Genomic DNA, 12,486 nt, shown 5'->3' on the forward strand with positions numbered 1-12,486 from the left:
CGCTCTGATTGACAGAGTTGGAGCTTAGAGTGATGTCGGTAGGGGGGGCGTTGGCAGGGGTATAGCATTCAGTCAACTTTATCTGGCATTGGGCTTGGAAATTCGCTTGACCATTGACATAACGGTTTATTAATCCGCTGACTGTCGTCAATGTTTTGGAAGTATTTGAATTCCAAATGTAATAAGCGGAGTTGGTGGTGCCATAGAAGCAGTAATTACTAATTGGCGCATAAGCAAAAAGGACATTTGTTTTGCCAGGACACTGAATGTCTGTACCGGTGGCAATCGTTGAAAGGAAGCTGGCAAGCACTTTTTGTCCTTGTCCATCAGCTTGGATTGTCCCTGATAGTTTTGCTGACAGTGTGCTATTGGTTTTTAATAGTTGGTTGACCTTTAAGTATGTCAGCAGATGCCCATCAATTTGAGCTGTTCCTTTCACTTTGTGCTTAGCCGGTGTCTGTGCATTTTGACCAAATGTTGAAAATGGTGTCTTAGAGCTTTGGCGACTTGGTGACTTATTTATGGGTTGACTGACAACGTCCTGATTTGGTTGAGCCTGCGTGGGTATACTCCCGTGAGTCTGTGCGGTGGCGGCCGTTCGTTGGCGGCTGAGGGCGCCGAAGCTTCTTGAACCGAATGTGAGGGAGTTGGCTTGGGCATTGGGTACCAAAGCCGGCATCATGGCGGCTACCAGCGGCAGCCAGCGACGGGGCGGCTTGCCTGAGCTCTTAACCGGGAAAGTGGTCGCATCCTGCGGTTTCACTTCGGGTTTAGCTATGACTTGCGGTTTACCATCCTTGGCGTGTTTCATGCTCAGGGCCTCACAAAGGTTGTAATTCGGAGAAGGTAAAGTGGTTGCGCATCCTAGGGTGGTGCGGCTCAATCAGCGCCGGGAAGGTGCAATCGGGCAGTACGGCAACGTCGTAGATCTGATCCACATTGCCGGTAAAACTCAGCGTTCCGATAACCTCGGCGCTGCGAAGATCGATAAACCAGAGGCCGGAGTGGGTCTCTGGGTATTTCTGGGCTAACGGGGCAGGGCGGCTGACGTCGGACTGGCGAACCTTGGAAAGGCCGACGATGGCGATGGGACCGATAAAGTCGACGCCCCGGGTAAAGCCGGGCAGCTCTGCCACCACCTGTTTTTCTCCGGTGTCGAAGTTGTAGCGGCAGAACAGGCCGTGGCCAGATTCGCAGACGTAGAGGTTGCCGTCGTGCCAGCGCGGAGAGTGGGGCATCATCAAGCCCTGAAGCAGAAACTCGTTGCTCTGCACGTCCATCAAGGTGCCGGTGGATTTGTCACTGTCGCGCCATTTGCCCGGCTGGTCCGAAGTGGAGAAGGTAGTGACGTAGCGGGGCTGACCGTCGCGCAGGGTCATGCCATTTAGGTGGCAACGGTCCTCCGGGGTCAACTCGGAGATAAAGTGCGGCTGCCAGCGCGGTACAAAGCTGTAATTACTGTCCAGTGTGCATAGGCAGGAAAAACTCGAATTGACCGCCCATAGTCCTGAACTGCCCCAGGCGATATCGTGGATATTGATCATCCCGGTGTGGTGGCTGCTGCGGGTAATAAAACAGGCATCGGTGTGAGGCTCTAAAGGCGCAAACTGCTGGCGAATAAAGGCCTGTTGCTCTTTACGATGTGCCAGCTGCTCTTCTGTGAGTGCGGGCTGTTCAGGTGCGGTCGGTGTGTCCGCTTTAGTCGGACGGTGCAGTTTTGGTGCGGTAATGTCCTGATCGATCCCCGGTAAAGGTTGTTTTAGTTGGGGGAGCAGGTGATCTTCCCGGCTGAATTGGATCACTTGAGTGAAGGTGCCCAGAGTCAAGCTGTCGCCCTGACAAGCCAGACCCATGGGGCGGGGAAAGGCGGTAAAGTTGACGTCAATGCTGTCGCCATCGGTACGTACCAGCATCAGCCTACCGGCCTGATAGGAGGTGAAGGCCAGCGAAATATTGAGGGCACTCAGCAGGCCCGGTAGGTTGTCGGAGTATTCGCAGCCGTAATCCATCTCCTGGTAGAGCTGCTTAAGTTCTTCTTTCGCGTTCGTTTCTGCTGCTGTGGGCGTTTGCATTGTTGTTCTTGTCACCTTATTGATTGGACTGAGGCTTGAGATTGCTTAAGCCGCTGTTCGAGTTCTTCGACGGTTAATGTTGGATCGGCGCTGAGCTGTTGTGCCAGCCAGCCGCTGGCCTTGGCGGCGGCGGCCGAGGTGCCGCTAAAACGGCGGGTACGCTTGCCTCGGCCTAGCGATTGGCTTTGGTCGTCGTTAAACCAGGCATCGATACTGGGCCCTTGATTGCTGTAGTCCATCGGCGATCCGTCAGAGGCGCTGGCACCGATCACCAGTGCTGTGGTGAGGCTGGCTTCATGCTCGTTGGGCTGGAGCAGTTGAGCCTGATTGCCCGCGGCAAACACCACGGGGATCCCTTTGCCACTGCGGCCGTGTTGGCGCAGATCGGCGACGACATCGGCGATGGGTTCGAGCAGGTGGTGGGTGTGCCAGCTGTTGTTGATGATGTCCGCTCCAGCTAGCTTAGCCAGTTGCAGGCTGATCAGGGTATTGGAGGTCCAGCTATCAGGCTGGCGGATCAAGACATAGTCGGCGTCAGGAGCTAGGCCCTCGGGTGCCTGACTGTCGTGTTTGGCGCCGAGCAGCCCTAACACCAGATTGCCGTGGCGTTCCCGCCGATGCTTGGGGCTGGGATCCCAATTACCCTGAGTGACATCAAAGCTGAAGGCCACCCTTAACTCACTGAGTTCGGCGTGGTTGAGGCGAAAACCATCGTCGATCACTGCGATCGTGATCCCTTCTGCCAAGTTGCTCTCTACTGGCTCACTCGGCTGAATGATCTGGGTATTGACTGAAGGGGGCTCTGCTGAGGTGCCAATCGGTCTTTCGGCAGCCGAATTTGGCTGCCAGGACAGTTGCAGCAAGTCGGGCTGTAGCAAGGTAATAGCTTTTTGCTGTTGCAGTCGCTGGAGGGCTTGTGTCCCTTCGTCCTGCAGCAGTGTCAATCGGAAATAGCTGAAAGAGTGCCCAAGGTAGAGTTGCTGAATAGGCTCTGCTGGTAGACATTGACACCACTTGATAACTTGCTCAGGAGTGGCTTGAGCTGGCGCTTTGAGTAATACCGAGCCATTGAATTGAACCTGTAAGCTCCCCGTAGACAAGCGAATGGTTTGCGGGTCCGTGTGCCATAGGGTTTCGACCTGTACAGGCCATTGCTGTTTGAGGTTGCGAAAGGGCTCCGCAGAGTTCGCGAACAGTGCGCTTGAGTGGCTAAATATCAGCAATGCCAACAGGCCCCGGCGGCAGTGATCCGCTAGGGGGCTGGTATTCCTTATAGTATTGTTCACTGTCCACATTCTTTAGGGTCAGTTCCGTGAAGGATATATGCCTAGCAGGGCTATATAAAATGGCAGAACCAGTGATGGTTGATGATTTTCATGGGATTGGCTGTCTCCGGCGATGGTAAGGGCAGAAGCGCTCATTGCAACACTTTGCCCGGCCGTCGCTGGAACTGTCAGCTTGATGTTTTCACCTGGCGTGCCCCGCTGATCTCGTGACAGGTAGCAGCCTTGTGACGGCGCGGCCTGGCTGCCGTTGGCGTTGAGTCCTTTCACCTGATGGATGTGACTGGGCAGGTGGGAAGGCATCAAAGTGACGCTGGGCTCGCCGTCAAATTCCCCCAGGGCCCGATGGCTCAGGCCTGGGCCCATGCCCCAGTGCATGGGGGTGCGCCCCTGAAGGTCGGGTAGGCCCATGGTGCTGCGGCCATTGCCGCCATACGTGGTGCCGATCAAGGAAAATAGGGCGGTGTTTTCACCGATCGGCAGTATGCTGCCATCACACAGCGCCCAGCCACGGGGGGCGAAGGTATTCGCCATCATCTTAACTTCAGCAATAAAGGGATCAGCCATGGTTCTCTCCTTGAATTATGGGACGAGGGCTCAGTTCCGTGATGGATAAACGCCATGCATGGCGATGATGAAACTCAGGCATTGGGACGGCATCAGATTGTTGTGCCCTCGGTTGTCACCGGTCGGGGAGACGGCACTGTCGGCCATGCTCATCAACTTGGAGCCGTCGATGGCAGTTCCATTGGGGGTGTACAGAGTATCGTCCACCTGGTGGGCCAGGACGGCGTTTTGCGGTGAACTGCTGTTTGCTATCTCACTGGAAGCTGCCATGGTGTGCTGATGGGGGGGGATCTCTGCCGGTGTCAGGGTGACGGTTTCAGTACCGAAGCGTTGTCCGATTATGCGGTTGCTTAGGCCTGGGCCCTGACCCTGATGCATAGGCAGTCGGCCGCGCATATCCGGCAGGCCAAAGGAGGAGCGGCCATCGCCACCGTACGTCGTGCCCAGTAAGGAAAACAGTGCCTGATTTTCGCTGATGGCGATGAGCTGGCCATTGCAAAAAGCCCAGTGAAGGGGCGCAAAGGTTCCCGCAAACATGCGGATCTCGCCGAGATAGGGGTCAGCCATGATGCGGTCCTCTTAGTTTCTGGAAGGAAACAGCCCGGTTAGGGCGATACAATAATTCACTACTTGCGTCGGTTGCATGTTGTTGTGTGATGCGCCACCACCAACCGAGGTGGCTTGTGTCGGGTTGAGAGCCACATTGGGAGTTTTCGTGCTGTAGACCTGGCTGCCGGAGCCAAACACCGAATTTTCATAGATCTTCTGGGTGCCAGTCGATGCAGAGGCATTGAGTGAGTGGCTATGACCAGCCAGCTCAGCCTGGGTCAGGGTGACGGCTTCTACCCCATGGTGGACGCCAGCTACAAACTGCTGACCAGCCAGATCCCCTTGGCCCAAGGGCACCCGGCTGCGCATATCCGGCAGAGCAAAAGAGGTACGTCCGTCTCCACCAAATTGCGTGCCGATAAGGCTGTAGAGCGCCGGGTTCTGGCTAATCGGCAAGATCTGGCCATCGCATTGTGCCCAGCCTCTTGGAGCAAAATTAAATCCGAACATTTTTATTTCACTTTGGAAGGGTTCTGCCATTTTGATTCTCCTCTTTGGTCCGGTAGGTGCCAGTCTTTGAGCCGTTTTATACCGCCTCAGTGATGCGGGCATGACTGATGACTAAGTGCAATTGGTTGGGGGCAATGGGGACGAGAAAGAACTCTTTGTCACCGAACGTAGGACCACTCAGCTGGTAGATACCCTGTGGGCAGGTGAGAGGCTGCTGAGTTTGCAAGGTGACAGAAAAGGCGTCATACGCTTCGTTTACTTTGTTTTCAAGAACATCTATGACCGTGACATCGATCTGATTCTCTTGGCTGTCGCTAAGGGTGAGCTGAGTATTTCGGAGTCTAGAGAAATGTTCGTAATCATAGACGTGCATAGCGGAGTTCCTTCTCCAGCGTCGGACATATCATTAAGGTAATGCTGTTCATTGGTGGGCGCCAATCTATTTTGCTGAATTTGGTGCCAACGGTTGCATTTGATCGTGTCTCCATTAGCTTGAGTGGGTGAATGAGGTGGCTGGCGTTGCCATCAAAGAGTCCAGGGAGGACGCAGTCTATGACGACGAAAATGCCCGTTCCGGTGCGCCTTCGGCCGGTGCAAGTGAGCGATAGGCCGTTTTTGCAACGGCTCTACTATTCGTTGCGGGAGGAGGAGTTTGAACAGGCTCAAGTAACGCCGGCAGACCGTTTACACTTTCTTGAACAGCAGTTTCAGGCGCAGCAGCATCATTATTTTACCCATTACTGTACCGATCATTTCTATCTGGTGGAGATAGGCGCTGTGCCCGCCGGTCGCTTGTTTGTTGATTATTGGCGCGATCAGATCCGGATAGTTGATATTGCTTTATTGGAGCCCTATCGGGGCAAGGGGATCGGCGGACAACTGCTCAATCAGGTGTTAAGTGAAGGGCGGGCCCGCCATTTGCCGGTGACGATCCATGTGGAGAAATACAATCCGGCGTTGGCGCTGTATCAGCGACTGGGTTTCGAAGTGATCGGTGTGACAAACGAAGTGTATTACCTGATGCAGTGGTCTCCCTGACGGACTTTCTGGCTGTATGGCTCTTTGTTATTCCAACTGGGAATAAATACCGGAGTTTTTATAAGTAATAATGCACTCAGGTCGGCAGCGGAGTGGCCGTTAGTCGTGAAATAGATGAGGTACAGGGATGCAACAGAGCGAGCGCCGCACCCACTTGAAGCGGTTGGAGGCGGAGAGCATTCACATCATCCGCGAAGTGGCAGCGGAATTTGATAACCCGGTGATGCTTTATTCCATCGGCAAAGATTCGTCGGTGCTACTGCACCTGGCGCGCAAGGCCTTTTATCCCGGCAAGATCCCCTTTCCCCTTTTGCACGTGGACACGAATTGGAAGTTCAAGGAGATGATCAGCTTCCGCGATCGCGTGGCCAAGCAGTATGGCTTTGAGCTTCTGGTGCACAAGAATCCCCGTGGTCTGGAGATGGGGATCGGGCCTTTCACTCACGGCAGTACGACTCACACAGACATTATGAAAACCGAGGGACTTAAGCAGGCGCTGGATCAGCACAAGTTTGACGCGGCCTTCGGTGGTGCCCGTCGGGACGAAGAGAAATCCCGAGCCAAGGAGCGGGTTTACTCCTTCCGGGACAAGAACCACCGCTGGGATCCCAAGAATCAGCGCCCGGAACTGTGGAATGTCTACAACGGTCGGGTTAATCCCGGCGAGAGCATCCGTGTCTTCCCGCTGTCCAATTGGACCGAGCTGGATATCTGGCAGTACATCTACCTAGAGAACATTGAGATCCCGGATCTCTACCTGGCCAAAGAGCGGCCTGTGGTGGCGCGTGACGGCACTTTGATCATGGTGGATGACGAGCGGATGCCGATCGAGCCCGGCGAAACGGTGGAGCACAAGATGGTGCGGTTTCGAACCTTGGGCTGCTACCCGCTGACTGGCGCGGTGGAGTCGCAAGCGACCACCTTGCCGGAGATCATTCAGGAGATGCTGTTGACCAAAACGTCTGAGCGCCAGGGGCGGGTGATCGATCGCGACTCCACCGGCTCGATGGAGAAGAAGAAGGTCGAAGGGTATTTCTGAGGAACAGTGAAAAGCTGGCAGCCATTAGACGATAGCTAAGAGCAAGGGGCGGACGAGATGGACTTTGAGAAGCTGGAAGTTTGGCAACGCGCCTTCCATTTATCGTGTGAGTTGTATAAACGAACCGATCGACTTCGCGATTTGGCTTTACGCAGTCAGTTAACACGCTCTGGGCTGTCAGTGCCCAGCAATATTGCTGAAGGCATGGCGAGACGAAGCGATAAAGACAAACTTCGCTTTTTGGATATTGCCAGGGCCTCTCTGGCAGAGCTGAGAACACAGGCCATCATTGGCGCAGAAATTCAGTATTTAGAGACTGATTTTTCAAACTTTTGTGTGGCGGAAACGCGGGAGCTCGGCGCTATGCTCACCGGATTAATGAAGTGGATTGAGCAGAAACTTTAAGGATATCTCACCTGAATTGGGTGGGCGAAATGCATGGCTGAAAGCTAATGGCTAAATGCTGTTAGCTTGCTGAAAGGACAAAACGATGAACGCGGAAAACACACTGATCGAGCAGGATATCCTGGCGTATCTGCAACAACATGAAGACAAGGAGCTGCTGCGATTCATCACCTGCGGCAGCGTGGATGACGGCAAGAGCACTCTGATCGGTCGGCTGCTGCACGACTCCAAGATGATTTTTGAAGATCAGCTGGCGGCGATCGAATCCGACAGCAAGAAAGTGGGCACTACCGGTGAGCGGGTGGATCTGGCCCTGTTGGTGGATGGACTCCAGTCGGAGCGGGAGCAGGGGATCACCATTGATGTGGCCTACCGCTATTTTTCCACCGACAAACGTAAATTTATTATTGCCGATACGCCGGGACACGAGCAGTACACCCGCAACATGGCTACCGGCGCGTCAACCGCCGATCTGGCCATCATTCTGATCGATGCCCGTCATGGGGTGCAGGTGCAAACTCGCCGGCACAGTTATTTGGTCTCGCTGCTGGGCATTAAGCAGGTGGTGGTGGCGATCAACAAGATGGATCTGGTGGACTTTTCCGAGGCCCGGTTTGACGAGATCCGCGCCGAGTACGCCGAACTGGCCGCGCAGTTGGGATTGGCCAATCTGCACTTTGTGCCCCTGTCTGCGCTGGAAGGGGACAATGTGGTTAACCTGAGCAGCAACACCCCTTGGTATGACGGTCAGGCCCTGATGTCACTGCTGGAGAGTGTTGCGATCATCGAGGACAGCAGCACACTGGGGCTGCGCTTGCCGGTGCAGCACGTCAGTCGACCGGATCTGAACTTCCGTGGCTTTGCCGGCACCCTAGCGTCCGGCCAATTACAGCCGGGCCAAAGCGTGATGGCACTGCCTTCGGGTAAAACCAGCACGGTGAAGTCCATCGTCACCTTTGATGGTGAGCAGGCCCACGCCCAGGCGGGGGATGCGGTGACGGTGACTCTCAATGATGAGATCGATCTGAGTCGGGGCGAGATGTTGGTCAGCCCCGAGCAGCAACCCAGCCAAAGCGCTCGCCTGTCGGCCACCTTAGTATGGATGGCGGACGAGCCGATGCAGCCGGGCCGCGAGTATGGCATCAAGTTGGCGACCCAGTCGGTCAATGGTTGGATCGATCGGGTGACCGAACGGGTCGATGTCAATACTTTTGAGCGCAGTGGTGCCGAGCAGCTGGCGCTCAACGAGATAGGCATGGTGGAGCTGAGTGTGGCCAAGCCACTGCTGTTTGATCGTTATCAGGATAACCGCACCACTGGCGCGTTTATCGTGATCGATAAGATCAGCAATGTGACGGTGGCGGCGGGCATAGTGCAAGGGGCGCTGGACGCGACGCTTGAGCGAGCCAGCGAGCAGCGCTACAGCGCGTTTGAGCTGGAGTTGAACGCCCTGGTACGTAAACATTTCCCTCATTGGCACAGTCGGGACATCAGCCTGGATAGCTTGACTGGATCGAAGGACAGCGACGGGCAGCCCGCATGAGCGCATCGCTGGCGCTGACACTGGATCAGTGGAGCGTGGTGGGGTTGGCGCTGGCGTTGATCCTAGCGCTGGTGACCACCAAACTGCGCCCGGAGTTGCTGTTTGCTGCTTTGGCCCTGGTGCTGGCCCTGACCGGGCTGGTGCCGGCGGCGCGATTGCCGCAATTGGCGGCCAATCCGGCGGTGATCACCCTGCTGCTGTTGCTGCTGGTGTCGGCGGCGCTGGAGAAGACCGGATTGCTGGCGATGATCGGCCGGCATCTGTTTCGGCCCGGTTATACCCATACCTTGGCCCGCATGGGCGCCGGCACGGTACTCAGCTCGGCGTTTTTGAACAATACCGCGGTGGTGGCAGCGATGGCTGGCGTGGTCAGCCGTCAGCCGGATCACCTGCCTTCCCGTCTGCTCCTGCCCCTCTCTTATGCCGCCATTTTGGGCGGGACTCTGACGTTGATCGGCACCTCGACTCACCTAGTGGTTAACTCGGTCTTAAGCGAGCAGGGCCGGCCCGAGCTGGCGCTGTTTGATTTTCTGCCGGTGGGCGCCGCCGTGGCGGTGGCAGGCTTGGGCTTGTTGCTGCTGCTGGCGCGCACCTTGCCGGTGCGGGAGGGGGAGGCGACGGAAGAGCCGCCCTATTTTATCGATGCGGAAGTGGAAGCGGGCAGTCCGCTGATCGGTCGTTCGGTACAGCAAAACGGCTTGCGCAGCTTGCAGGGTTTGTATCTGGCGGAGATCGTTCGCGGCGGTTGCTTGATCGCCCCGGTGGCGCCGGATCAAACCATTCAGGCCAACGATAAGCTGGTGTTTTGCGGCGAAGTGGATCAGCTCAGTGAGCTGCAGCGCTTCAAGGGGCTGAGTCTGTTTGCCGGCAGCAATGGTTTATTGGGATCTAATCTGGTGGAGGTGCTGCTCAGCCCGACCTCGAACTTGGTGGGCAAGACGCTCAAGGACACCGAGTTTCGCTCTCGCTTTGATGCGGCGGTGGTGGCGATGCGCCGCCGAGGCGAGCGTCTGTCCGGTAAGCTCGGCGGCATTACCTTGCAAGGCGGCGACATCCTGGTGCTGGCCACCGGTGAGCGTTACGTCGCCCGGCGCAGCGTGAATCGCCACTTCTATCACATCGGTGGCACGGTATTGCAGCGCCCTTTGCTGCGTTGGCAAGAAGGACTGGTGTTGGGCGGATTTGCCCTGGCACTGTTGGCCAATCTGACGCTTGGCGTGTCGCTGTTCATTACCCTGGCGTTGCTGCTGACGGCTTTGCTGGGCAGCAATGTCCTGACCAGCACCGATGTACGGCAACGCTTTCCGTTTGAGCTATGGGTGATCATCACAGGGGCATTAGCCTTGGCGGAGGCCTTTAGCCAGACCGGGCTGGCCGATACCTTTGCGTTGTGGATGCAACAGAACCTGGCAGGCGGCGGGGTGATGGCGGCCTTTGTGGCGGTATATTTGGCCTCGCTATTGATAACCGAACTGATGACCAACAATGCCGCCGCCGCGCTGATGCTGCCGCTGGCACTGGGGTTGGCAGAGGCGTTTGGGGTCGCATCGATGCCCTTTATTATGGCGGTGGCCTATGGCGCCAGTGCCAGCTTTATCAGTCCCTTTAGCTATCAGACCCATATGATGGTGATGAACCTGGGCAACTACCGTAAACGGGACTTTATGCGGCTGGGCGTGCCTCTATCGATACTCTACAGCGGCTTAGCGCTGTGGCTGATCCCTATCGTATTCCCGTTTTGAACCAGACCGTAAGCGCAAGCCGGTTAGGTCAGGGGCTGAGCTTACAAACAATGGAATGCTGAGCATGCTCTAGTGCCCAGGACGGTTTGATGACAACAAGAGAGATGGAATGACGGAAAATGTTGTGTGGCATCGCCACAGTGTTTCGGAGCAGCAACGGCGCGCGCTCAAGGGACATGAACCTAGTGTCTTATGGTTTACCGGCTTGTCAGGCTCGGGCAAATCCACGTTGGCCAATGCCTTGGAGCGACGACTGGCACAGATGGGCGTGCATACCTATTTGCTTGATGGTGACAATGTTCGCCACGGCCTCAATCGGGATCTTGGGTTTAGTGATACCGATAGGGTGGAGAATATTCGCCGTATCGGTGAGGTCGCCAAGCTGTTTGCCGATGCCGGCACCTTGGTGCTGACCGCCTTTATTTCCCCCTTTCGAGCGGATCGTGCCTTGGTGGAGCAGTTGTTGCCCCAAGGGCAGTTTCTGGAGATCTTCGTCGATACGCCGCTGGCCGAGTGTGAGCGACGGGATCCCAAGGGGCTCTATCAGAAAGCCAGGACGGGGGAGATCCGCCACTTTACCGGCATCGACTCCGATTATGAGCCCCCGCTGGCACCGGCGCTGCGACTGGATACGAAGGCGCAGTCCATCGAGGAATGCGTCGAAGCCATGGTGACGCTACTGAAGCAGCGGCAGGTGTTATGAGCCACTTCGATGTGTTCAATGGCGATGCCGATGGGATCTTCGCGCTCATTCAGCTGCGTAAGGCGGAGCCAAAGGCCAGCACGCTGATCTCCGGGGTCAAACGGGACATTGCCTTGGTGGCGCAGGTGAAGGCTAAGCCGGGGGACTGCGTCACTGTGCTGGATGTGTCGCTGGATAAAAATCGGGAGGCGGTCGAGGCGCTGCTGTCGGCGGGCATTGCCGTGACCTATTTTGATCATCACTATGTTGGCACTCAGCCGACCTCGACTGGTTTTGAGGGGCATATCGACACGGGCTCGCAATGGTGCACCAGCTTGTTAGTGGATCGCCACTTGGGCGGGGCACAACACCTGTGGGCCATCGCCGGAACCTATGGCGATAACCTGATCGCTATCGCCAACGACCTGGCAGCAGCGGCTGGATTGACGATCTCTCAGCGTGAGCAGTTGCAGGCCTTGGGCGAGCTGGTGAATTACAACGGTTATGGCCGCAGCGTGGCGGATCTGCACTTTGCACCGGCCGAGCTCTATCAGAGACTGCAGACTTACGCGTCGCCGTTTGCCGTGTGGGACGATACGGGATCTCCAGTTCATCAGCTTGAGCGCGGGTTTGCCGGCGATTTAGCCCATGGGGAAGCGATCAACGCAAGCACTGCCGGAGCGGGTGCTTTGGTGTACCGCTTACCCAATGCCCCTTGGGCGTTTCGCATCAGCGGAACGCTGGCCAACCTGCGGGCGAGGCAAAATCCGGATTGTGCCATCGCCTTGCTGACCGAAAGTGAGGAGGGGAGCTGGACGGTGTCGGTGCGGGCGCCGGTCAATGCGCCGCAAGGGGCCGATCAGCTCTGTCGTGAGTTTGAAACCGGGGGGGGCCGAACTAGGGCGGCGGGGATCAACCGCTTGCCACACGCGCAGCTGGATAATTTTATCCTGCGCCTTGCGACGCATTATCCGGGATCTTCTTAGCGGGATCTCGATTTTGAACCCCGCCAGCGGACGTGGCCGATTATTTTTTGGTTATGGCACGCATCAGTGG

At 56.5% G+C, this 12,486-nt stretch carries 13 protein-coding genes; 7 read left to right on the forward strand and 6 right to left on the reverse strand.

Features of this window, described 5'->3' with window-relative positions; genetic code table 11:
- Window positions 1–821: 821 nt before the first annotated feature.
- From ABEA08_RS02940 to ABEA08_RS02965, 6 genes are read right to left on the reverse strand one after another with little or no spacing between them, the layout of a single operon-like run.
- A complete protein-coding gene (locus tag ABEA08_RS02940; protein ID WP_345333151.1) occupies window positions 822–2,072 on the reverse strand; it encodes a TIGR03032 family protein in 1,251 nt (416 codons plus the stop codon).
- 11 nt (window positions 2,073–2,083) lie between these two features.
- Window positions 2,084–3,358 carry a S8 family peptidase gene (locus ABEA08_RS02945; RefSeq protein ID WP_345333153.1) on the reverse strand — a complete coding sequence of 425 codons (1,275 nt, stop codon included), beginning with the start codon at window positions 3,356–3,358 and terminating at the stop codon, window positions 2,084–2,086.
- 18 nt (window positions 3,359–3,376) lie between these two features.
- Window positions 3,377–3,922, reverse strand: coding sequence for a phage tail protein (locus tag ABEA08_RS02950; protein ID WP_345333155.1), 546 nt, complete (start codon window positions 3,920–3,922; stop codon window positions 3,377–3,379).
- A gap of 30 nt (window positions 3,923–3,952) precedes the next feature.
- Complete coding sequence (locus tag ABEA08_RS02955) at window positions 3,953–4,489, reverse strand: phage tail protein (RefSeq protein WP_345333157.1); 537 nt, start codon at window positions 4,487–4,489, stop codon at window positions 3,953–3,955.
- 12 nt (window positions 4,490–4,501) lie between these two features.
- Window positions 4,502–5,011 (reverse strand): phage tail protein, encoded by a 510-nt coding sequence (locus ABEA08_RS02960; protein ID WP_345333159.1) that lies wholly within the window; start codon window positions 5,009–5,011, stop codon window positions 4,502–4,504.
- Between the two features lie 46 nt (window positions 5,012–5,057).
- Window positions 5,058–5,354 (reverse strand): DUF6916 family protein, encoded by a 297-nt coding sequence (locus ABEA08_RS02965; RefSeq protein ID WP_345333161.1) that lies wholly within the window; start codon window positions 5,352–5,354, stop codon window positions 5,058–5,060.
- A gap of 179 nt (window positions 5,355–5,533) precedes the next feature.
- Between ABEA08_RS02965 and ABEA08_RS02970 the strand changes: the two genes are divergently transcribed.
- The 7 genes from ABEA08_RS02970 (at window position 5,534) to ABEA08_RS03000 (ending at window position 12,416) form a co-directional block, all read left to right on the forward strand.
- Entirely contained in the window at window positions 5,534–6,019 is a 486-nt protein-coding gene (locus tag ABEA08_RS02970) for a GNAT family N-acetyltransferase (RefSeq protein WP_345333163.1), read from the forward strand.
- Between the two features lie 127 nt (window positions 6,020–6,146).
- Window positions 6,147–7,058: a sulfate adenylyltransferase subunit CysD gene (cysD, locus tag ABEA08_RS02975; protein ID WP_345333165.1), complete on the forward strand. Its 912-nt coding sequence runs from the start codon at window positions 6,147–6,149 to the stop codon at window positions 7,056–7,058.
- 57 nt (window positions 7,059–7,115) lie between these two features.
- Complete coding sequence (locus tag ABEA08_RS02980) at window positions 7,116–7,463, forward strand: four helix bundle protein (RefSeq protein WP_345333167.1); 348 nt, start codon at window positions 7,116–7,118, stop codon at window positions 7,461–7,463.
- An 85-nt stretch (window positions 7,464–7,548) separates the two neighbouring features.
- Complete coding sequence (gene cysN, locus ABEA08_RS02985; RefSeq protein WP_345333169.1) at window positions 7,549–9,006, forward strand: sulfate adenylyltransferase subunit CysN; 1,458 nt, start codon at window positions 7,549–7,551, stop codon at window positions 9,004–9,006.
- The gene (locus tag ABEA08_RS02990) at window positions 9,003–10,748 is read left to right on the forward strand and encodes an SLC13 family permease (protein ID WP_345333171.1); all 1,746 of its coding nucleotides are present in this window, start codon (window positions 9,003–9,005) and stop codon (window positions 10,746–10,748) included. Before cysN ends, ABEA08_RS02990 begins: the two co-directional genes overlap by 4 nt.
- 109 nt (window positions 10,749–10,857) lie before the next feature.
- Window positions 10,858–11,451 (forward strand): adenylyl-sulfate kinase, encoded by a 594-nt coding sequence (gene cysC, locus ABEA08_RS02995; protein WP_345333173.1) that lies wholly within the window; start codon window positions 10,858–10,860, stop codon window positions 11,449–11,451.
- Window positions 11,448–12,416: a DHH family phosphoesterase gene (locus ABEA08_RS03000; protein WP_345333174.1), complete on the forward strand. Its 969-nt coding sequence runs from the start codon at window positions 11,448–11,450 to the stop codon at window positions 12,414–12,416. Before cysC ends, ABEA08_RS03000 begins: the two co-directional genes overlap by 4 nt.
- Window positions 12,417–12,486: the final 70 nt, after the last annotated feature.

Origin of the sequence: Ferrimonas pelagia (assembly GCF_039543565.1) — a bacterium.
GTDB lineage: Bacteria > Pseudomonadota > Gammaproteobacteria > Enterobacterales > Shewanellaceae > Ferrimonas > Ferrimonas pelagia.

Bases quoted from the DNA above. Each gene is read 5' to 3' on its own strand.
- ABEA08_RS02940 (WP_345333151.1), bottom strand. From the start codon at position 2,072: ATGCAAACGCCCACAGCAGCAGAAACGAACGCGAAAGAAGAACTTAAG.
- ABEA08_RS02950 (WP_345333155.1), bottom strand. From the start codon at position 3,922: ATGGCTGATCCCTTTATTGCTGAAGTTAAGATGATGGCGAATACCTTC.
- ABEA08_RS02955 (WP_345333157.1), bottom strand. From the start codon at position 4,489: ATGGCTGACCCCTATCTCGGCGAGATCCGCATGTTTGCGGGAACCTTT.
- ABEA08_RS02960 (WP_345333159.1), bottom strand. From the start codon at position 5,011: ATGGCAGAACCCTTCCAAAGTGAAATAAAAATGTTCGGATTTAATTTT.
- ABEA08_RS02965 (WP_345333161.1), bottom strand. From the start codon at position 5,354: ATGCACGTCTATGATTACGAACATTTCTCTAGACTCCGAAATACTCAG.
- ABEA08_RS02970 (WP_345333163.1), top strand. From the start codon at position 5,534: ATGACGACGAAAATGCCCGTTCCGGTGCGCCTTCGGCCGGTGCAAGTG.
- cysD (WP_345333165.1), top strand. From the start codon at position 6,147: ATGCAACAGAGCGAGCGCCGCACCCACTTGAAGCGGTTGGAGGCGGAG.
- ABEA08_RS02980 (WP_345333167.1), top strand. From the start codon at position 7,116: ATGGACTTTGAGAAGCTGGAAGTTTGGCAACGCGCCTTCCATTTATCG.
- cysN (WP_345333169.1), top strand. From the start codon at position 7,549: ATGAACGCGGAAAACACACTGATCGAGCAGGATATCCTGGCGTATCTG.
- ABEA08_RS02990 (WP_345333171.1), top strand. From the start codon at position 9,003: ATGAGCGCATCGCTGGCGCTGACACTGGATCAGTGGAGCGTGGTGGGG.
- cysC (WP_345333173.1), top strand. From the start codon at position 10,858: ATGACGGAAAATGTTGTGTGGCATCGCCACAGTGTTTCGGAGCAGCAA.
- ABEA08_RS03000 (WP_345333174.1), top strand. From the start codon at position 11,448: ATGAGCCACTTCGATGTGTTCAATGGCGATGCCGATGGGATCTTCGCG.